The 21,489-nt window shown below is 42.4% G+C and carries 16 protein-coding genes; 6 read left to right on the top strand and 10 right to left on the bottom strand.

Annotation, left to right across the window (positions count from 1 at the left end; genetic code table 11):
* Window positions 1–47 precede the first annotated feature (47 nt).
* The 9 genes from HRT96_RS02860 to HRT96_RS02820 all read right to left on the bottom strand — a co-directional run bounded on the left by HRT96_RS02860 (window position 48) and on the right by HRT96_RS02820 (window position 12,247).
* A complete protein-coding gene (locus tag HRT96_RS02860; RefSeq protein ID WP_293151905.1) occupies window positions 48–2,732 on the bottom strand; it encodes a nitrate reductase in 2,685 nt (894 codons plus the stop codon).
* 243 nt (window positions 2,733–2,975) lie between these two features.
* Window positions 2,976–4,697 carry a phospho-sugar mutase gene (locus HRT96_RS02855; protein ID WP_293151902.1) on the bottom strand — a complete coding sequence of 574 codons (1,722 nt, stop codon included), beginning with the start codon at window positions 4,695–4,697 and terminating at the stop codon, window positions 2,976–2,978.
* A gap of 259 nt (window positions 4,698–4,956) precedes the next feature.
* Window positions 4,957–5,586, bottom strand: a complete 630-nt coding sequence (locus HRT96_RS02850) for a LysE family translocator (RefSeq protein WP_293151899.1) — start codon at window positions 5,584–5,586, stop codon at window positions 4,957–4,959.
* An 80-nt stretch (window positions 5,587–5,666) separates the two neighbouring features.
* On the bottom strand, window positions 5,667–6,527 hold the full coding sequence (locus HRT96_RS02845) for a PhzF family phenazine biosynthesis protein (protein WP_293151896.1): 861 nt from the start codon (window positions 6,525–6,527) through the stop codon (window positions 5,667–5,669).
* 50 nt (window positions 6,528–6,577) lie between these two features.
* Window positions 6,578–6,853, bottom strand: a complete 276-nt coding sequence (locus tag HRT96_RS02840) for an antibiotic biosynthesis monooxygenase (protein WP_293136817.1) — start codon at window positions 6,851–6,853, stop codon at window positions 6,578–6,580.
* 179 nt (window positions 6,854–7,032) lie between these two features.
* Window positions 7,033–8,649 carry a BCCT family transporter gene (locus HRT96_RS02835; RefSeq protein ID WP_293151893.1) on the bottom strand — a complete coding sequence of 539 codons (1,617 nt, stop codon included), beginning with the start codon at window positions 8,647–8,649 and terminating at the stop codon, window positions 7,033–7,035.
* 140 nt (window positions 8,650–8,789) lie between these two features.
* Window positions 8,790–8,969: a nitrilase-related carbon-nitrogen hydrolase gene (locus HRT96_RS02830; RefSeq protein WP_293152119.1), complete on the bottom strand. Its 180-nt coding sequence runs from the start codon at window positions 8,967–8,969 to the stop codon at window positions 8,790–8,792.
* Between the two features lie 87 nt (window positions 8,970–9,056).
* The gene (locus tag HRT96_RS02825; RefSeq protein ID WP_293151890.1) at window positions 9,057–10,499 is read right to left on the bottom strand and encodes a DUF1501 domain-containing protein; all 1,443 of its coding nucleotides are present in this window, start codon (window positions 10,497–10,499) and stop codon (window positions 9,057–9,059) included.
* Window positions 10,500–10,510: 11 nt separating this feature from the next.
* Window positions 10,511–12,247, bottom strand: a complete 1,737-nt coding sequence (locus HRT96_RS02820) for a DUF1800 domain-containing protein (RefSeq protein WP_293151887.1) — start codon at window positions 12,245–12,247, stop codon at window positions 10,511–10,513.
* Window positions 12,248–12,424: 177 nt separating this feature from the next.
* Here HRT96_RS02820 and HRT96_RS02815 point away from each other — a divergent pair, with 177 nt between their 5' ends.
* Window positions 12,425–13,276, top strand: coding sequence for a tetratricopeptide repeat protein (locus HRT96_RS02815; protein WP_293151884.1), 852 nt, complete (start codon window positions 12,425–12,427; stop codon window positions 13,274–13,276).
* 85 nt (window positions 13,277–13,361) lie between these two features.
* Here the strand turns inward: HRT96_RS02815 and HRT96_RS02810 are convergent, their stop codons facing one another.
* Window positions 13,362–13,712, bottom strand: a complete 351-nt coding sequence (locus HRT96_RS02810) for an antibiotic biosynthesis monooxygenase (RefSeq protein ID WP_293151880.1) — start codon at window positions 13,710–13,712, stop codon at window positions 13,362–13,364.
* A 546-nt stretch (window positions 13,713–14,258) separates the two neighbouring features.
* Here HRT96_RS02810 and HRT96_RS02805 point away from each other — a divergent pair.
* The 5 genes from HRT96_RS02805 to hflD all read left to right on the top strand — a co-directional run bounded on the left by HRT96_RS02805 (window position 14,259) and on the right by hflD (window position 21,481).
* Complete coding sequence (locus tag HRT96_RS02805; protein WP_293151877.1) at window positions 14,259–16,496, top strand: NADP-dependent isocitrate dehydrogenase; 2,238 nt, start codon at window positions 14,259–14,261, stop codon at window positions 16,494–16,496.
* Window positions 16,497–16,817: 321 nt separating this feature from the next.
* Complete coding sequence (locus tag HRT96_RS02800; RefSeq protein ID WP_293151874.1) at window positions 16,818–18,713, top strand: acyltransferase family protein; 1,896 nt, start codon at window positions 16,818–16,820, stop codon at window positions 18,711–18,713.
* A gap of 106 nt (window positions 18,714–18,819) precedes the next feature.
* Window positions 18,820–19,539, top strand: a complete 720-nt coding sequence (locus tag HRT96_RS02795) for a pseudouridine synthase (RefSeq protein ID WP_293151871.1) — start codon at window positions 18,820–18,822, stop codon at window positions 19,537–19,539.
* A gap of 176 nt (window positions 19,540–19,715) precedes the next feature.
* Window positions 19,716–20,855: a tRNA 2-thiouridine(34) synthase MnmA gene (mnmA, locus tag HRT96_RS02790; RefSeq protein ID WP_293151868.1), complete on the top strand. Its 1,140-nt coding sequence runs from the start codon at window positions 19,716–19,718 to the stop codon at window positions 20,853–20,855.
* 2 nt (window positions 20,856–20,857) lie between these two features.
* Entirely contained in the window at window positions 20,858–21,481 is a 624-nt protein-coding gene (gene hflD, locus HRT96_RS02785; RefSeq protein ID WP_293151865.1) for a high frequency lysogenization protein HflD, read from the top strand.
* The last annotated feature ends 8 nt before the right edge of the window (window positions 21,482–21,489 follow it).

Raw genomic sequence — 21,489 nt, 5'->3', positions numbered from 1 at the left:
CCATTGTTTAATGATCCTCAATCTAACTGATTAGCAATTAATCAAGATTAACTCACGAGGGTAATAGCAATATCACAACTTGCCATTACCCGTTTAATCTCTGGTATACACGAACCACAGCCCGTCCCCGCTTTACTGCAACCACCAACCGCGGCAACAGTATCGGCGCCCGCTTCGACGGCTTGAATAATGTCGTACTCTGTGACTTGATGACACGCACAGATCATGCGGCTTGGCGGTGTTTCCGCTTCCCCTTTTAGCGTGGCACGTAAACCGACATCCGGCGTTAGCATGGTTAAGCTAGCTAACCAAGAATCATCATCCACATCATTAGCAGGCGTAACCATTAAGCTAATATCCAAACTATCTTTGCTATCACCTTGGAAGCTCATGGCAAAGCGGTACTTCTGCTCCGCCGCATTTTCATAATCAACTTGCTTGGTCATATAACTATTATGCAAGGCTAATTTTAATTGCTGAAAGAACGTCGCGGGCTCAATAACACTAGCAAGGTAATAGAAAAAACCTTGTTCTAAGCGACGCTCAACCCAATAATCCACCATAGGTAATATCTTATCAACTTGCAGTCGACGCTGACTCCATAACGCGGCGCGGGACGAATGAGACCAAACACTGACCTTCACCGGGGTATATTTATTTTCCGGTTGCCCAGATAACGGATCGGTATGCCCTGCCACTAAGCTCGAAATGGCCCCGGCACTGGCATTTTGGCGACTCCAATGAATAGGTAAAAATAATTCACCCGGATTTTGACTCACAGTGGCATGCGCGCGTACCAGTAATTTACCTTGTAAGCTTTCCACCACTACCAAGCCGCCATCAACGATGCCACGTTCACTTAGATCTAATGGGTTAATCGACAGCAAAGGCTCCGGCATATGGCCGTTAAGTTTGGTTGCTAAGCCGGTACGACTCATGCTGTGCCATTGGTCACGGTTACGCCCGGTATTTAAGATCATCGGATAATCTTGGCAGACTTCACTGGCCGCGGATTTGTGGTAAAGCGGAATGAAGTTAGCTTTACCTGACGGTGTTGAAAACTGACCGTCAGTGAATAATCGCGCTTGTGACTTGTCACCGAGTATCGGCCACTGCATCGGTTGATGTTGTTGGTAATCTTGCTCAGCCAATACCGCGATATCGAGACCACGAGGTAAACTATCTTGTTTAAAACCGGTCATCCGCGCATATTCAGCAAATACATCGGCTTCGCTGTCAAAACTAAATGCTTTACCAAAGCCCATGCGTTTTGCCACTTCGGCTAACAACCACCAATCAGCTTTCGCCTCCCCCACACTCGGTAAGAAACCACGTTGACGTGATATGCAGCGCTCAGAGTTAGTCACTGTTCCGGTCTTTTCACCCCAACCTTGTGCGGGTAACAATACATCGGCACAGGCGATAGTATCTGATTTGGCAATACAATCAGAGACAACCACCAGCGGGCAATTTAATAACGCCTGCTGAATTTTGTCCGAATCTGGCAAGCTCACCACAGGGTTAGTGCCCATGATCCAAATGGCTTTGATCTTGCCTTGATGCACTTGATCAAACATATCGATAGCTTTAGCACCGTTATGCGTGGCTAATTTATCGGTCTGCCAAAACTCACTTACCAGCGCATGACTCTCTGGGGTAAAGTCCATGTGCGCGGCGAGCATAGTCGCAAGGCCACCCACTTCACGGCCACCCATGGCATTAGGCTGACCGGTCACAGAAAATGGACTGGCACCAGGCTTACCGACACGGCCTGTTGCTAAGTGGCAGTTAATAATGGCATTTACTTTGTTGGTACCACTAGTTGACTGATTCACACCTTGGCTAAATAGCGTTAAGGTTTTGTCTATATCGGTAAAGCGACGGAAAAAGGCCAGCATGGTATCAAGTTCAAGATTACAAAAATCAGCCAGTTCAACCCAACTTGGCGTCGATTGATAAGCAGATTTTAGTGCGGCTTCAAACCCTTCGGTATGCGCAGCGATATAATCCAGATCACAGGCATTTTCCTGATCAAGAAACTCCAACAAACCATTATACAGCGCCACATCCGTACCTGGTCGAATGGCTAAATGTAAGTCAGTAATATCACAAGTGTCTGTGCGACGGGGATCAATCACGGTTATTTTTAAATTGGGATTAGCCATTTTCGCCTGTTTAATACGGCGGAATAAAATAGGATGACACCAAGCCAAATTCGAACCGACTAAACAAATATGTTCCGCGGCTTCGATATCGGCATAACAAGCAGGGACGGCATCTTCACCAAAGGCTCGTTTATGCGCAACAACAGCAGAAGACATACACAGGCGTGAATTAGAATCGATATTGCTGCTGCCAATAAAGCCTTTCATCAATTTGTTGGCAATATAGTAGTCTTCGGTGAGTAACTGGCCAGATACATAGAATGCCACCGCGTCTGGGCCATGTTCGGCGATCACCTTGTTAAATGAAGAGGCGACATAGCTTAATGTGGTTTCCATGCTCTGCACTTGACCGCGAATATAACATTCGGTAAGACGTCCTTCAGGGACTAGGGTATCGGCTAGCGTTAATCCTTTAGAGCAAAGGTTACCTAGATTGGTTGGGTGTGATTCATCCCCACGAATCGTAACTGAGTTGTCTTGATTTACTTGCGCTTCGACACCACAACCGGTACCGCAATAAGGACATGTCGTTTTAACCCACTTGGGTATTTGTGTTAGCTTGTGCATATGTTCATCCTTGTTTACGCATATTCATATTCATTTATATATAGATAAAGCAAAAACTCAGCCAAGTCTATCGTTTGGGGGGAAGTAGACGTAGATTACGAGGAAAATGTATTGAAAATGCGTGAAAATAAGGGTTACAGTAAATTTTAGTCCTTTTAAATAAGGTTTAAAAGGACGATAGTAGTGCTTGAAAATGTTACGCGCACCAAGTTGGTGCGAAAATGATAACAATAAAAGTCAATGTTACTGAGGCAATGATGCCTGATGGACCAAAATAAAGGCGTCCATCTCTGCCTGAGCTCGAGCCTGAACACTATCTAAACTATCTTCGGCGGTCATAGTTTCGACCACTTCATAATAACATTTAATTTTAGGCTCAGTGCCTGACGGCCTAACAATCACGCGCGAGCCACCTTCTAACTTGAAGATAAGCACATCACTAGCAGGTAAATCAATTGACTCTGTAGACCCATCTTTAAAGATTCGCAGACCACGGCTAATGTCATCTGTACTCAAAACCTGTTTATTAGCAATCTCTGTCGGTAAATCTTTACGCAGACAATCCCCAATGTTCGGAGTCGTAGGCTTAAGGGCGATACTCACCTGAGTGTTTAAGTGAAAACCATGCTCACGATAAATCTCTTCTAACCGATCCCAAATAGTCTGTCCTTGGCTAGCCAATTCAGCCGTTAACTGGACAAATGCCACGAGTGCAGATAAACCATCTTTATCCCACACCATAGAACCGACCATATAGCCTAAAGCTTCTTCATAGGCAAACAGACACTGGTTAGCATCACTTTGCTCAGCCATAGCCACATTCGTTAGCCACTTAAAACCAGTCAAAGTTGTTAAACAAGTCGCACCTAAGCTCGCTGCTACTTTCGATAATAAACTAGAGGAAACAATCGTTGTGCAGGTTAAACGATTATGTTCACTTGCATGATTCATGAGGTAATGACCCAATAATACGCCGACCTGATCGCCAGTGAGCATCTGGTACTTACCTGTCTCGGTACGCACAGCCACAGCAAACCGATCTGCATCAGGATCGTTAGCACAAGCCAGCGTTGCATCATACTTCTGCGCCTCGGCAATAACGAGATCCATCGCCCCTTTCTCTTCAGGATTAGGAAAATTTACTGTCGGAAAATCGCCATCAGGTTCTCGCTGCAACGCCACCGAATAAACCTGAGATACGCCAGCATCACTAAGCACTGTTTCAGCCATTTCGGCGCCAACACCATGCATAGCGGTATAGGATAGGCTCACTAACTCTGGCTGGGTATGGTTCTGCAGCACAGCTGCATCCTTTATCCCTTGGCGGTAGCTTTGATAGTAATCATCTTCCAGCATAATAAGTCGACCTTCGGCAATCGCGGCTTCCAGTGTCAGTACACGAATACTTCCTGTTGCGGCCTTATCGATATATGCTGCGATCCCTGAATCATGAGGCGGGATGATCTGTGCACCGTTCCCCCAATATACCTTATACCCATTATACTGAGGCGGATTATGACTAGCAGTCACCACAATACCCGCAGCGGCATTAAGATGAGTGACCCCAAATGCTACTAACGGTGTCGCCGCAACCTTACTGGTCAGATAGACTTTAATTCCCATTGCAGCGAGTACACCTGCTGCATCGTGGGCAAACTGCTTTGAATCATGGCGGCCATCATATCCAATGACTACACCTCGAGCCTCAATATCTTTTATCTGTTGTTTAAGGTATGCACCTAAGCCCGCAGAGGTTTGCTGCACTACTAAGCGATTCATTCTCATAGGGCCAGCGGCAACAATACCTCGCAGCCCAGCAGTACCAAATGCCAGTCGCCCCGAAAATCGTTGCTGCAACTCAGTTTCATTACTGGCATCCAGAAGCGCCTGCAATTCCTGTCGAGTACGAGGATCGGGGTCATTTTTAATCCAATGATTAACTTTAAACTTTAATTTTGTGTCCATAATTCACTTCACCTGATATCAATTGTACTGCCTAGCCAAAACCGCAACAGCAAATGAAAATGAAAATAATTATCATTACACTAATCCTAGTATCCATAGAGAACAAGAAAATTTTCACTTTAGAAGAAAAGGTAGATAAAAAAATATGATATTAATCATCATAGGTGACTTACTGCCCAAAGAAAATGGGACAAGCGATGCAACTTCGAGTAATAAATCATAATGGTGAAGGTCAAGAACTAGCTATACGGTATCAGTATTACTTACTTATAGCCAAGTACGCACCTGCCGCAATCATAATGCTACCAGCACCTCGGTTTAATCGCTGATGTGCCACTGGTGTCTTTAGCATTCCAGCCATTCGACTCGCACCTAAAGCGATCAACATCAATCCAGACATCAAGGCTATCGATGACAAGACGGATACTAACGCAATATCTTGCGCCGTTAGTACGGTCAGGTCGATAAACGTTGGTAAAAATGAAATATAAAACAAGATCACTTTCGGGTTGGAGGCCGAAATTAAAAAGCCCTGCGTAAAACTCGCTAGCATTGCTTTTTCTTTCTGCGCGGTTGTTTCAGCTTGAATATCACTTTTAATCTGAGGTAAGGCTTTTAGCATTTTATAACCAAGATAAATCAGATAACTGGCACCTAAATAACGAATAGCAGTGAATACTTCAGACCAGTTTTCAGCAATCGTAGCAAGACCCAAACAGGCTAATATCAGGTAAATAACATCACTGCCAATCATCCCCATTGCGAGCATGATACATTTCTTGGGTCCATCAACCATGGCACGCGCCAAGATCGCAAAAACACCCGGTCCAGGGGTGATTCCAAAAATAAATATCGCGATAAAAAATGTAATTGCGGATTCAAGTGACATGTACAACTCCTTATAAATAGGTCTTTTATATAAATAACGCCGTTCAATAAAATTGACTATAACATAGCTATTTTTATTGGTTATACAGCAACGTTCATCGTCCCTATTTTATTCGCTACGCCACCCACTTTAACGCTGGCTATTTTAGCGTCCTGAAAACCAACAGATGCAGTGATCACGGATGCACAGTTCATCGCCCTGCCTTGCTCAAAAATATACTCATTGTCTAAAGGTAAATGTTCAGCCAAATAACAGGCTAGCGCGCCACTTGCACTGCCGGTAGCCGATTCTTCAGGAATCCCGAACAATGGGGCGAAATTACGGCAACTGGCTGTAAATGGGCTTTCTGATGTACACAATTCGAAAACATGAAAACCGACTATATTGTGTTTCTGACAAAAATCAGCAATGGCTAAATCATTGGGTTTGATTAAGTCTAACTGCCCAGCAGGAACGGGAATAATGAGATCGACTAAGCCTGTAGATATCACTTCAATGGGTAAGTTAGTCCTTGCCAAGATCGCGCTATCTACGTCAATGACTGTTGAAATATCTTGATAAGAAAAACCACCTAACTTCTCAGGCAGCTGTAGATCCATGGTTACCTGACCATCACTATCAATGACGACGGGTAAGATCCCAGCTTTGGTGCGTTGTACATAATCACCCGCAGCAAGCAGGTTCATTTGATACATAATAGAAAATGTCGCTAATGTTGCGTGACCACAAAAATCGACTTCATTGGTGGTGGTAAAAAAAGACACTTCAAAATCGACTTCGTCATCATTCGATACAAACGCCGTTTCAGAATAACCAACCGCCTGCGCAATCTTGAGTTTTTGCGTATCTGACAATTTATCGGCATTCAGCACTACACCTGCCGGGTTGCCGCCTTTACCCTTGGCGGTAAAAGCATTAACCAGTAAAACCTCTATATCCATCAGAACTTCCTTTTCCCGTATTAACTCACATTTTTTATTCGGTTATGTACTTAGTCAAATATTTCATAATGCCTCTGCACATTAGCCGAAGCCCTACCCCACGCTGAATTTTCAACTCTAGTTTGGTGCTGTTCAAACGCAGTCCGGTCGATGAACTCTTCATACACATCGAAACGGTTAAGATTGAATTCAGATTGCGTGACGTTAAACATCAAGCATCCAGGTTCATTACGCGTTAGCTCTTTATGACTAATAAGAGCTTTCTTCACCGCAGGTAAATCCGCTGTTGGAACGATGATAAATCCTTTTAGAATGACTTTCTTCATCCATATCTCCATGTGTATTTAAAATAACCCATATCCTAAAATATAACGTAACACACATGGTTTAAATTATAATACCTGAGATTTGCGATCTGACCAGAACAAAAAACGGCCTCAAACATACATTTGAGGCCGTTGGTGTTTATCACTTAAGCTTTAACACTTAATTTTAAACTCAGTTTTTACTTGTATAAATGGCGTTCTGAGTTCAGACCTTTAATTAGGCTGACACACATAATTAGCAATACAAACGTAAAGGGTAGTGCCGTTGTTACAACACCTGCTTGCAGAGCTTGCAGTACTTCCGTACCACCAACCCATAACATCACACCCGCAATCGTACCTTCTACAGTCGCCCAGAAAATACGTTGTGGCACTGGTGCATCAATTTTACCGCCCGATGTAATGCTGTCGATCACAAGTGAGCCAGAGTCAGATGAGGTAATGAAGAAGATTAATACTAAAATAATCGACAATACTGACAGCACTTTCCCATACGGCATTGCATCGTATACATGGAATAAAGACAATGAGATATCAGTTAACCCATTCGCACCGAGTTCACCGACGTTATTAACCACTTGATCGATAGCAATACCACCGAACGTCGCCATCCATACTAGCGTTACTAACGTCGGAATAAAGATCACCGCACACAAGAATTCACGAACTGTACGACCTTTAGAAATACGTGCAATGAACATACCGACGAATGGTGACCATGAGATCCACCAAGCCCAGTAGAACACAGTCCAACCGTGCATCCACGCCGTATCATCACGACCATGTGGGTTACTTAGACCAACAAAGTTTTGTGCATAAGCAATGAAGGTTTCAGGAATTGATACCATCACCACATCAAAACCAAGAATAATAACAATAATCAGTAGCGCGAATGCAAACAGCATATTGATATTACTCAATACTTTAACGCCGCCATCAATACCACGGATAACCGAGAAGATCGCAATTAATGTTACAAAGGCAATTACACTCAATTGCAGGCCAATACCACCGTCATAACCAAACACGTAGTTAATACCACTTGCCGCTTGTTGTGCGCCCAGACCCAAGGATGTCGCTAGACCGAATAACGTCGCAAGTACCGCCAAGATATCAACAATGTGACCAGCCCAGCCCCAAGCTCGATCACCAATGATCGGATAGAAAACCGAACGGATAGATAGCGGAAGGCCTTTGTTATACGCAAAGAAAGCCAGAGAAAGCGCGACGATGCCGTAGATTGCCCAACCGTGAATACCCCAGTTATAAATCGTTGCAGCCAGTGCTAATGATTTTGCTTCTGCTGTTAACGGCTCAACATTAAATGGCGTTCCCCACCAGTTAGTGAAGTAAGCCGTTGGTTCTGCAACACCCCAGAAAAGCAGACCAATCCCCATACCGGCGGCAAATAACATCGCCATCCAAGATATGGTTGAATGCTCAGCTTTTGCTTCGACACCACCAATACGGATCTTACCAAGCGGTGATACGATCAATACCATAGTGAAAAAGACAAAGAAATTAGTAGACCACATGAAGAACACATCAAAGTCAGCCATGATGCTATTTCTAACACTGTTTAATGTTTCTTTTGCGGTAGCTGGGTCAACGAGGAGGAGTGCAGAAAGGAAGAGGATTATAAGACCGGCGCTAATGCCGAATACGGGGTTATGTATATCGAAGCCCCATTTTTGAACGTTGTCCTGACCAACTTGGTAGTCAGTGGTTTCAATACTATATTTATTTAACGACCTATTTTTGTTTAACGAACTATTATTTTTTAACGAGCTATCCATAAATTATGCTTGAGCATATATCCTGCAATACTTTTTAATCGAAAAGTAAAAACGAAAGGTTCACCAGTTACAACCATGGTGATACCAGTAATAAAACGCCTAGCAGGGTAGCAAAAATGCCATTAAAACTCAAATAAGCTCTATTCACTTCCCCCCCAATCACCACCCGGTCTAAGTCGCCATATCCATGCCGGATAACCGGGAGTAAAAGCCTCAGGAAAGACAATAAGTTCAGCGCCTTGTGCAGCAACAGTATTAATAATATTTGCCGTTTGCACTACCGTTCTCGCTTTATCAAGCACATAAGGCGCTTCTTGAATGATTGCATTACGTATTGAGAAATACTAAACAGGGAGTATGTATATTGAAAAATAGAAGCGGAATACTCGTCACATATAAAAAATTAATTAGACTCGTTTAAATAATGGTAATGCCCCAGCAGGGAAATAACTAAGATTCGGAAAAAGTGCATTAACCTCATCATCAGACGCACCAAACCAAGCCGCTAAACTGGCATTTATTTGTGTGAGAGAGGTGGTTGGCAGCAATCGTCCACTACGATAATCATCAACGCCACCACGTAACATATTTGGCCATTGACCGTATAGGCCACCTTGTACGGCACCACCAATCACCAGCTGATGTGAACCCCAGCCATGGTCGGTGCCATTGCCATTGCTGGTTAACGTACGCCCAAAATCAGAGGCGGTAAATGTAGTCACTTGCTTGGTTAAAGACAAAGAGGCTAACGCCTGTTGAAAACTACTTATTGCCTTACTCAACTCAACCAATAATAAAGGCTGCTTATCGATCTGCCCGGCGTGGGTATCAAAGCCCCCTAACTCGACCATGAATACTTGACGGTGCATACCTAAACTTTCACGTAAGAAGATCGTTTGCGCCACGGCGGCTAATTGCCGAGATAGTTTACCGTTATCAAACAAAGCGTCAAGTTTGGCTAACGCTTTACGGTGAGTCGTCCACAATTGCGTTAATACTGCCGATAGATCTTGCGCCGACGCTAATTTACCGCGCATCAAACGCAATAACACATCATCACTGGGCAGCGTTTGTAAGGCTTGCGCCGCTGCAGTTCGCGCTCGTTGTCTTTTGTTACCTTTCTCTCCGAGTCCGACAATTCCCCCCGGTTTTCCGGGTGCCAATACCGCGCCCATCGTTTGTTGGCCACGTAACCATTGATTACTGCCATGGAATGAAATACCCACAGGTAACACAGTACTGGTGTTATGACTCATGATACTGGCGAGTTCATTCATATGCCCCGCCCATCCCGTTGTCTTATTATTATCAGCAATACCAGAATACACCGCCTTGCGTTGCTGATTGTGGGCGAACAAAAAGGCCGGTTTACGTTTTCTATTTTTCTTAAATTCATCCCGGGTACCCGGCTCAATTAATACCCCTGTATTCGCCACAACAGCAAGCTGTCCTTCCTGAGTTAATGTTTGTAGCCCTTGCATACCAGGATGCAAATTAAGCGCATGCTGTTCACCATTAAGGTCACGTAACATGATCGGCAATAATTGTTTGCTATAACGCTCATCACCTTTGTTCGCCAAGTACTGCGGCTGATTAACATAATTAGGCACAGCTAATGCCTGCCGTGTATGCATGTAGTTTTTATATTCACGGTGCGGGCTATCAGGAAACACCATGTTAAAGGCATCATTGCCCCCGTTCAACATGATACAAACCAAGCCTTTATAATCTGCTGCCGACTGTTGTTGATCTGCGACCTGTTGCAACGCATGTAAAGAATGAGATTGCAGTAATGCCGTTGATGCGCCTAATAACCCTAATGCCTTAAGTACTTCTCTGCGTAATATCATTGCCATTATTCCTAAGGCTGCACGGCATAATCAGCAGAGCTGACGATCAAATAAATAGCTTCTTTCAACTGCCTTTTTTGCCCTTTGATCTTGGCTAAGTGTGACTGTAACTGCACTTTAAATGCGGGGCTCATTTTTCCCGCGAGTAACAATTGATCAAGATAGTCGAGCATATCAACACTATTATCCGCGAGTGCTAATGGCGCAGAGAGATCCAAATTGAAGTTAGCCTTATTTGACATGGTTTGCTTAAACATTAAAGACAGCTGTTTGATAATAAGCGGATCAACCATGATCTGTGCTTCCGGAGCGACAGTCGTCAGTTGTTGATTAGCTGATTCATCAACGCCGCTATTCTCTACAAGATAATTAGAGTTATCGTCAGGTGCAAAGTTCGGTTTAAAATCGGGCTGATAAAAATTAAACACCGAGTTAGCACGCATTGGCCCTTGACCGAATGTGCCGTTTAGCTGACGTAAATGATAATGTTCAGTTTTGGGCGTGGCTGAAAAAGCACGTAAAAAGCCTATGTAATTTAACAATGGCTCTTTTAATTTAAATGCCGGCGAAGTCGTCGAGCCTTGTGCATCATCATCGAGTAAAATAGCTTGTACTACCGCCCCTAAATCACCACGATCACCGTCGCCATTATCATTAAATACCGTCGCGACGCGTTTAATGTACTCTGGTGATGGATTCGATGACACCAGACGTTGGATCAACTGACGACTAATAAAAGGTCCGACATTGGGGTGATTAAATAATAAATCTAAACTCAACGACAGTTCTTTATCGGCCTTCATCCCCGCTGCAATTGGCTGTTCAAAGAGGGTTTTGGCTGTATAATCATGTTGCTTTGGTGTCAGCGCCATAAATTTATCATAACGACCACTGCGACTATGCCCATAACGTTTATTCTCAACCAGATCCCAACCGGTAAATACCCTTGCTAAGTTTTCTACATCAGCTTGTTGGTAGCTTGGGATCTTATGTCCTTGCGTATCTAAAATAGCTTGTCCACTCATATCCAGCTGATACAAACCAATGCTAAATAACTGCATGACTTCACGGGCATAGTTTTCATCGGGAAAGGTATTTTTTTTCAGGTTGGTTTTACGGTTACCTTGCATGGAAAGATAAACGCCCATTGCAGGCGACAAGGTGACATCTTGCAACAAATCACGGTAGTTACCAAAACTATGCTTGAGTAAAATATCATAATACCAAGCTAAGCCATCGCCATAACGCGGCAACGGCGGTTCCTCACTCGAGACCACTAATATTTGTGATAATGCAAATGCCATACGCTGACGTAACTGATCTTTGGCTGTCAGCGCATGTTCAAGCCACACCGACTCTTGCGCTTTTAAACACGCTCGCGGATTGTCTTTTTTAGTATTGTCGACTGCCTTGTTTGGCGTATTAACAATATCCGTATTGGAAACACCACAATATTGCGCGGTTAATGGGTAATGCCAACTCGGTGGTAATTTCATTTGTGTATTAACCCACTCCTGTCGTGTCACTTGTTGAGCACTGAATAATGTTTCAGATGTTGGCCCAAAACTACCTTGGTACAATAATTGTGCCGCGGCATTAGTGACTGACGGTAGCACATTCATCGCTAATTGTGCGGTATTACTGTTTGCTTGGGTTAATGCCGTACTGGTACTGGCAAATGCAGGTGTTAAATTTAAGTAAGCCAGCAAAGCACAACTGATACCGTTTACAAATAAAGATTTACTCATCCTAGATCTCATCCTTAAAAACGGTGACTCTTGAATATATGCTGATTTTGTTTTTCCTACAGTGATCTATGTCTCACTGATAAGCAGTACTTGCAGACTTGATTATGCTAACTTTACCCCCCATATGTCTTTCATATACCGAATTTATATCGATACGCAATTTGACGGAGTTAATCAGTGCAGAATTATATCCTTGACCTTACCAGTGAAAACTTTCAAGAGATCTTACTACAAGGTAAATACGAGCAACCAATCGTCATTGATTTCTGGTCTGAACGTGCACCAGAAAACCAAGTAAGTGCCCGCCTATTAAATATCGCCCAAAGCTTAAATGGCCAAATAATTCTCGCTCGATTAAATTGCGACCGTCATCCCGAATTAGTTCAGCAATTTGGCATTAAAAGCCTACCGACCATTGCTATCTTCAAAGACGGTAAGCCTGTTGATAGTTTTGTGGGTGAGCAAGAAGAAGCGGCTATCCGTGAAATCATCAGCCGTCACTTACCAAAACAAGAAGAAGTCTTGTTGCAACAAGCACAAATGCTGTTAATGGACAGTAAATTTACAGAAGCGGTGCCACTAATGGGCCAAGCTTATGAACTGGCACCGGATAATACCGATATCAAAATTGCTTATGCACAAGCACTGCTGGGTTCACACCAAGTTGAAGCCACCGAAGCACTCCTTGATACATTTGCTGAAGATGAGCAACAAAGTAACCAATATCAAACGCTACGTTCACATTTAGAGACAGCTAAAAAATCAGCAGAAACACCGGAGATCATCGCATTAACAGCCGCCCATGATGCAAACCCTGATGATTTACAAGTTGCTTATGATCTGGCACTGCAACTGCAAATTGCCAACAAGCATAACGATGCGATGGTACTGCTATTTAAAATATTAACTGCGGAATATGATTTCTTAGAGGGTGGCGCAAGAAAGGTTTATTTAGAACTATTATCAGTAATGACTGACGCTGCACTTGTAGCTGACTATCGTCGTAAACTGTATAGCTTGATGTATTAATTGTCGATTTAATCATTCAAGCTAATATCAGGCTCATGAACCTGAGTATCATGCTCAGGTTTTTTATCTTAATTGACGACCTTAATCATGCATAAACAGGGGGATCGTAATTATGCCCTTCATCTGTATAAGCCGTTACAACGACATCTGCAACTAAACCCGTTTCTGCTTGCACTTGAGTTTCAAAAAAATGTTGAATTTGCGTTCTACGTCCATGAGCAGACCAAGCCTCGGCATTCTCCCAAATTTCATTAAATACAATCGGATATTCATTGTTTGTGGCACTTGGATGACTAATTTGACGAGTTAGCATATATTGAATACAACCTTCTTCTCGATAAGAATCCGGTTCCAGTGCTTTTAAAATTTCAAATAACTCATCTTCCTTGCCTTCCTTTGGTTTGAATTGCGCTAAAACGTATACTCGACTGGTCATAACAGTTCCCTTTTTATTCCATTAATTAAGTGATATTAGATAAATTTACACATAAAACACACAACGTCAAAGATCTTTTGACACTGTGATTATAGAATCAGTAAGTCTACCTATATTTTAATCATCAGCTCACCTTGAGCAATATATTGACTCAATAAAGCAACAGAACCAGCTAATTGAAAAATCGGTGCAAGCGACTGAAAGTGTAGTTATTAAGTTAATGAATAGTTACTGCGTACCGAGGAAATAGTCGCATCGAGTGCTAATGCATCGACTTTAAAGGATAGCTATGCTCATCACAAATAATGATAAAGTGGTATGATTTCAGCTATTTTGACGTGAAACAAGGTTGTTTATTCGGTTTGTATGGTATTATAAAAAAAGTAGATACGGAACATCTGCTAGGATAACAGCTGTTGCGATTTCTGCAACCTAGCTATAACAATTTTCAATTCCCCCTAGAATCTGCTCTTATTTGCAAGACACTAGATTCAGATGTTCCGAATTATAGCAGGGGGACCATATGCTAGTAATCCAGGGAATAATATGTCTGAAGAAAACTCAAAGATTATTTATACGTTAACCGACGAAGCACCTTTGTTGGCGACTTATTCACTTCTACCAATCGTCGAGACATTCACGTCTGCGGCAGGAATTGACATAGTTAAAAGTGATATATCAGTTGCAGCCAGACTTCTGGCAGAATTTCCAGATTATTTAACCGAAGAACAGCAACTACCTGACAACCTCAGCGAACTTGGTCGTTTAACACAAGATCCAAATACTAATATTATCAAACTGCCTAATATCAGTGCATCTGTACCACAACTACAGGCAGCAATTAGTGAATTGCAATCCCAAGGATTCCCAATTCCAAACCTTCCAGAAAATCCGCAGTCTGATGAAGAAAAATCGATTTTACAACGCTATTCCACAGCACTTGGTAGTGCGGTAAATCCGGTACTACGTGAAGGTAACTCAGATCGTCGAGCGCCTAAAGCCGTAAAAAATTACGCACGTAAACACCCGCATTCAATGGCTAAATGGAGCCAAGCATCGCAAACTCACGTCGCCCATATGCGTGATGGTGATTTCTACCACGGCGAAAAATCAATCACGCTAGATCGCGCACGCAATGTAAGAATGGAACTAGTAACGGAAAGCGGCGAAACAATCGTGCTTAAAGATAACATCGCACTGCTAGATGGCGAAATTATCGACAGCATGTACATGAGTAAAACCGCGCTATGTGATTTTTACGAACAAGAAATGCAAGATGCTTACGAAACGGGCATGATGTTTTCACTACACGTAAAAGCAACCATGATGAAAGTATCTCACCCGATTGTGTTTGGTCACGCGGTAAGAATTTTCTACAAAGACGCGTTTGCAAAACACGATGTACTATTTAAAAAGCTTGGCGTAAATGTAAATAACGGTTTATCTAATCTTTACGATAAAATAGCCGATCTACCAAGTTCACAACGCGAAGAAATTCGTCGTGACTTACACGCTTGTCACGCACATCGTCCAGAATTGGCAATGGTTGATTCTGATAAAGGTATCTCGAATCTACACGCGCCAAACGATGTTATCGTTGATGCGTCTATGCCTGCTATGATCCGTAGTGGTGGTAAAATGTGGGGTGCTGATGGTCGTCCAAAAGACACTAAAGCCGTGATCCCAGAATCAACGTTCGCCCGTATCTACCAAGAAATAATCGCATTCTGTAAAACCAACGGGGCATTTGATCCAGTCACTATGGGCAGCGTACCAAACGTTGGCTTAATGGCACAAAAAGCCGAAGAATACGGTTCACACGACAAAACATTTGAAGCACCAGCAACAGGTGAAGCACGTATTGTTGATATCGACACTGGCGAAGTACTGATGATCCAGAACGTTGAGAAAGACGATATCTGGCGTATGTGCCAAGTGAAAGATGCACCAATCCGCGACTGGGTTAAATTATCGGTAGAGCGCGCAAGAGATTCAGATACACCCGTTGTATTCTGGCTTGATCGTTACCGTCCGCATGAAAATGAACTGATCTTTAAGGTAAATGAATACCTTAAAGATCATAACACTGAAGGTCTAGACATTCAGATCATGTCACAAGTACGTGCGATGCGTTACACACTTGAACGTGTGGTACGCGGCCTAGATACTATTTCAGCAACAGGTAACATTCTACGTGATTACCTGACTGACCTATTCCCAATTATGGAATTAGGCACCAGTGCTAAAATGCTATCTATCGTGCCATTAATGGCTGGCGGTGGTTTGTTTGAAACGGGTGCCGGTGGTTCAGCGCCAAAACACGTACAGCAACTTGTTGAAGAAAACCATTTACGTTGGGATTCGCTGGGTGAATACCTCGCGTTAACGGTTTCGCTAGAAGCTGTTGCGAAGAAAACAGGCAGCGTTAAAGCAAAAGTATTAGCCGCGACACTCGATCAAGCAACTGAAATGCTACTTGATAACGGTAAATCACCATCACGTCGTACTGGTGAACTGGATAACCGTGGCAGCCACTTCTATCTGTCTCTATTCTGGGCTAAGTGCCTATCTGAACAGACTGAAGACACAGAACTCGCTACACAGTTTACGCCGCTGGCTGCAAGTCTCGCTGAAAATGAACAGAAAATTGTCGAAGAGCTAAATTCAGTTCAAGGCAAAGCGGTCGATATTGGTGGTTACTTCAACGCAGATCCAGTTAAATTAGAAGCAATTATGCGCCCAAGTAAAACATTCAATGATTTACTGAGTACTGCGCTTAGCTAAGTAATAACAGCTACTTATATTCAGCCCGCAATAGATTAATCTGTTGCGGGCTTTTTACTTTTTATATTCTAATAACTGTACTTATTTGCTAATGGCTGTCCCTATTTTCTAAAGACACGAGTCACAGTCAATTAATATATCGCGTATCTATTCCTCCTATTCCCCCCTATTCCCCATCATAATTTTGATGTCTCTTGTGGCTAAAGCTTTCTTTTTGGACACCGTGATTTAAAATAGTATATGAAAGGTGACAATGACGTAGAATCGAATGTTGCGATACATTGAAAGCAAAAATCACGACAATTACGTCTGAAGGTATACATGGTAAAATTTAGAAACGATATAAATGGGTTAAGAGCAATTGCACTTATTGCTGTCGTATTGTTCCATTTTAATCCGAGCATCGCGCCCGGAGGTTTCGCTGGTGTCGATATTTTCTTTGTCATTTCTGGTTTTTTAATGACAGGTATTATCTTTAAAGGCTTAAACACTAATTCGTTAAATTTAGTTGATTTTTATTTATGCAGAGCAAATCGAATCATTCCCCCGCTTGCAGCCCTGTGCTGTATATTATTATTCGTTACTTGGTTTATATTGCCGCCATTCGATTATCTAACCTTAGGTAAGCATGTCGCTAGCAGCATCACTTTTCTATCAAACATTACTTATTATTATGAGTCTGGTTACTTTGATGCCAGCGCCTACGAAAAGTGGTTGCTACATACCTGGTCATTATCCGTCGAATGGCAGTTCTATATTATATACCCAGTTATACTGCTGTTTCTAAAACAATTTTTCTCTCTTGAAAATTTAAAACGCCTGTTGATCGTCGCCACTGTCCTCGGGTTTATATTTTGCGTTGTGGCAACAGATAAATGGCCGACCTTCGCTTATTTTTCTCTCTCAACTCGTGCTTGGGAAATGCTGTTAGGCGGCGTCGCTTATTTCTATCCGATAACATTACACAAAAATCAAAAAAGGTTACTCGAGATTATTGGCATTACGTTAATGTTATTATCATTTGCGTTCACGTCTAAAATGACACCTTGGCCGGGTTACGTGGCTTGTGTGCCTGTATTCGGTACCTACCTCATTCTGCTAAGTAACCGAGAAACAAGTATTTTCACCAATAATTTTCTGTTTCAAGCGCTCGGTAAATGGTCATACTCAATCTATCTCTGGCACTGGCCTATTGCGGTCTATGGGGCATATTACCAATTGGATAACTGGGCGCCAATTGGCATATTATTGTCTGTTGTTTTTGGTGCGATTAGTTATTATCTCATTGAACAAAACCAGTTTAAAACCCAAAGAAAAACCATTATTTTCACACTAGTTACGACCTTAATTTTTGTCATATTTTATAAATCGACACCCTTCCTGTTATATCAAATATCCGGTATGCCGAAACACATTATTGCCGCCAATTTAGAACAATCAGATAAAGGTGAGCTTTTTACTTGGCAAATGATAGACAAACTCAAAAGACATAAAATTGATGAGCATAAATTAAATGTGATGTTTATCGGTGATTCACAATCGGCTGACTTTGCTAATGCCATCAATGAGAAAATCAATGTCATGAATAATGACAAAATTAATTTTATGGCGCTAAAAGTATCCGCTAAATGTGGTGTGTTTTACCACCTACCTAAACCATTAAATGCGCTCTACGACAGAGTCAACCTATCTGAACATATCGGCGAAAAAAGATTACTTAAATGCGGTAAAAGGATCAGAAAAATAACCGCTGATACGCGCTTATTAAGTGCTGACTATATTTTCATTGCGATGAATTGGCGTAACTGGTCTCTAGACTATAACCTCAAAGCAATTAAAGCGATAAAACAAAAAAACCCACAAGCAAAAATAGTTATTATCGGTAATAAAGGTATGCATAAACCACTGCCAATTATAATGCTTAATGCTTTTAAAGATGGGACGGAGGTAGGTGAAGTGGTGCTCAAATCACTGCCTTCTACTAATATTAAAAATAATCAATTTTTCCGTGAAAATCAGGATGCAGGTTATCAGTTTATTAATATGACTAACGCATTCTGTCCGGTTAAAAGATGCAATGTCGTCGATAAAAATGGTCTGCCGTTTTTCTATGATGAAGTGCACACGACAAAACAAGGGGCTATGTATCTCTCTGAAAGGCTGAAGCCTGTATTACCAGCTGAGTTTTATAACCCTGAACCTATGCACAAACAATAGCCGTTATCATACTTGGGTATTTTAGCGGCCAATTAAATTAGCCTATAAATAGACCGTGAAAATTTGCTACAATCCTTGTATAAGCACCTTAATTATTAGCGATACCATGTCAAAGCCAGCACCAGTAGCATCACCCGTAAAATCTAAACTAACTTTAGGTAGAAAAAAAGGCTCATCTACACAGGCTAAAAAGAGCCAAATCAGCTACACCAATACGGTCAAACCACGTGGCAAGAGCAATAGCTCACCGCACACTAAGCCCAAAGAAAGCGGCCCAACCCAAGTCTATGTATTCAATAAACCTTACATGGTACTTACCCAGTTTACCGATGCTGATAACCGCGAGACTTTAAAAGACTATATCAAGGTGCCGGATATTTATGCCGCAGGTCGCCTAGATCGTGACAGCGAAGGTCTATTACTGCTAACCAATAACGGCCGTTTGCAGGCAAAGTTGACTCAACCTGGGGAGAAAACAGAAAAAACCTACTGGGTACAAGTTGAAGGTGAACCGAGTCCTGAAAAATTGAATGATTTACGCTACGGCATCGTATTAAAAGACGGTCCAACGCTACCAGCTAAAGTTGAAATAATGACTGAACCGAGCGTATGGCCGCGGGTACCTCCAATCCGAGAGCGCCAAAATATTCCCACGACCTGGTTAGCCATTACCATTATTGAAGGCCGCAACCGTCAAGTACGTCGTATGACAGCACACATTGGGCACCCTACCCTGCGTTTGATCCGCTATAGCATTGGTCCTTGGTCGTTGGATAACATCCAACCAGGTGAACTAGTTGAAAGCAGTATTAACGTGATGAATTAGTACCAAAGTCTGTTTTTGCGCTAGCCTTCATGGTAAAATTCGCGCGATTGGATCTTAGGATCCTAAGAACAGTAACTAACTGTGGCCAGAACACCTATTTCAGTTATATATTTAATACATCAGCAAAAAAGCCTTTAACTTTATTTGCATTACTACAAGAGTAATTAAAAGGTCCTATGACAAATACTACAATCGACGCCAGTACTAAAGCGTTAAACAGCACTAAAAAAGTAATCGTTGGCATGTCCGGCGGTGTTGACTCATCTGTTTCTGCTTACCTACTACAACAGCAAGGTTACCAAGTAGAAGGCCTGTTCATGAAGAACTGGGAAGATGACGATAATGATGAATATTGTGCCGCAGCTGAAGACCTAGCAGACGCACAAGCAGTATGCGATAAATTAGGTATCGAGTTACACGCTATTAATTTCTCTGCTGAATACTGGGATAACGTATTTGAATACTTCTTAGCTGAATACAAAGCAGGTCGTACCCCAAATCCAGATATTCTTTGTAACAAAGAAATCAAATTTAAAGCCTTCCTGCAGTTTGCATCCGAAGTACTTGCTGCTGACTATATTGCTATGGGTCACTACGTTAGCCGTCGTCAAACAGCCAATGGTAAATTTGAAATGTTACGTGGCTTAGACAGCAATAAAGACCAAAGCTATTTCTTATACACGCTGGATCATGTACAGGTTTCACGTTCATTGTTCCCAGTGGGTGAATTAGAAAAGCCAGAAGTACGTCGTATTGCTGAAGAGCAAGGCTTGATCACTGCAAACAAGAAAGACAGTACCGGTATTTGCTTTATCGGTGAGCGTAAATTCACTGAATTTTTAAGCAAATACTTACCAGCACAACCAGGTAAGATAGAAAGTGTTGATGGCGAAGAAATTGGTGAACACCAAGGTCTGATGTACCACACACTGGGTCAACGTAAAGGCCTACATATCGGCGGTATGAAAAACAACAACAACCAAGAACCTTGGTATGTCGTTGATAAAGATATGGAGCGTAACGTATTACTTGTGGCACAAGGTCACAACCACCCGCGTTTATTCTCGACCGGTTTAATGGCCTCGCAACTCCATTGGGTTAGCCGCGAACCATTAACACAGCCATTACGCTGTACGGTCAAAACACGTTACCGTCAGACTGATGTACCTTGTTTAGTGACACCAATCGGCGAAGACCAAATTGAAGTAACGTTTGATAAACCCGAACTTGCCGTTACACCAGGTCAATCAGCGGTATTTTACCTTGATGACGTTTGCCTAGGTGGCGCAATTATTGATGTTCAAATTAGAGGCTAACAGTGTCAACTAACTTCCAAGAATCAAATATCGCCTTTGCCGGCGTTTGTCAGGCTGCTGCACTTGTACACCAACTTGCAACAACAGGCAATTGTGATGAAACACAATTAAGCAATACCTTACGTTGTGTGATCGTAACAGACCCTAGTCAAACGATTGAGGTTTATGGCGAGTACGCAAACCTAGAATTAGGCTATAAAACTCTCGTGGCTCAGTTAAGTAATACCTCTAAAGGTCCTGATAGCGCATTAACACGCTACATGATTGGCTTGGTCGCACTAGAGCGTAAACTGGCTAAACGCAATGATATTCTTGGTATGTTAGGTGAACGCATCTCGCAAGTTAAACGTCAAACTCATCATTATGAGTTAACGGATGCACAAATTTTAAGTAACATGGCGTCAATCTATGTGGACCTAATCAGCCCACTTGGCACCAAGATCCAAATTGCAGGAACAGCAAATTTCCTACAACAGACATTGGTGAGAGATAAGATCCGTGCATTACTATTTGCCGGTATTCGCTCAGCAGTGTTATGGCGACAAACAGGCGGTCAACGTCGCCAAGTAGTTTTCAATCGTAAACACATGGTAGAGCAAGCAAAGCAACAATTAGCTCGAATTTAACCTAAACA

The organism is Moritella sp., assembly GCF_013215705.1.
Classification (GTDB): domain Bacteria; phylum Pseudomonadota; class Gammaproteobacteria; order Enterobacterales; family Moritellaceae; genus Moritella.
Note: the sequence above shows the minus strand (reverse complement) of the source record. Positions and strands in the feature narration are given on the sequence as shown.

Bases quoted from the DNA above. Each gene is read 5' to 3' on its own strand.
- HRT96_RS02805 (WP_293151877.1), top strand. From the start codon at position 14,259: ATGTCTGAAGAAAACTCAAAGATTATTTATACGTTAACCGACGAAGCA.
- HRT96_RS02835 (WP_293151893.1), bottom strand. From the start codon at position 8,649: ATGGATAGCTCGTTAAAAAATAATAGTTCGTTAAACAAAAATAGGTCG.
- HRT96_RS02850 (WP_293151899.1), bottom strand. From the start codon at position 5,586: ATGTCACTTGAATCCGCAATTACATTTTTTATCGCGATATTTATTTTT.
- HRT96_RS02800 (WP_293151874.1), top strand. From the start codon at position 16,818: ATGGTAAAATTTAGAAACGATATAAATGGGTTAAGAGCAATTGCACTT.
- HRT96_RS02820 (WP_293151887.1), bottom strand. From the start codon at position 12,247: ATGAGTAAATCTTTATTTGTAAACGGTATCAGTTGTGCTTTGCTGGCT.
- HRT96_RS02840 (WP_293136817.1), bottom strand. From the start codon at position 6,853: ATGAAGAAAGTCATTCTAAAAGGATTTATCATCGTTCCAACAGCGGAT.
- HRT96_RS02845 (WP_293151896.1), bottom strand. From the start codon at position 6,527: ATGGATATAGAGGTTTTACTGGTTAATGCTTTTACCGCCAAGGGTAAA.
- HRT96_RS02860 (WP_293151905.1), bottom strand. From the start codon at position 2,732: ATGCACAAGCTAACACAAATACCCAAGTGGGTTAAAACGACATGTCCT.
- mnmA (WP_293151868.1), top strand. From the start codon at position 19,716: ATGACAAATACTACAATCGACGCCAGTACTAAAGCGTTAAACAGCACT.
- HRT96_RS02855 (WP_293151902.1), bottom strand. From the start codon at position 4,697: ATGGACACAAAATTAAAGTTTAAAGTTAATCATTGGATTAAAAATGAC.
- HRT96_RS02795 (WP_293151871.1), top strand. From the start codon at position 18,820: ATGTCAAAGCCAGCACCAGTAGCATCACCCGTAAAATCTAAACTAACT.
- HRT96_RS02810 (WP_293151880.1), bottom strand. From the start codon at position 13,712: ATGACCAGTCGAGTATACGTTTTAGCGCAATTCAAACCAAAGGAAGGC.
- HRT96_RS02825 (WP_293151890.1), bottom strand. From the start codon at position 10,499: ATGATATTACGCAGAGAAGTACTTAAGGCATTAGGGTTATTAGGCGCA.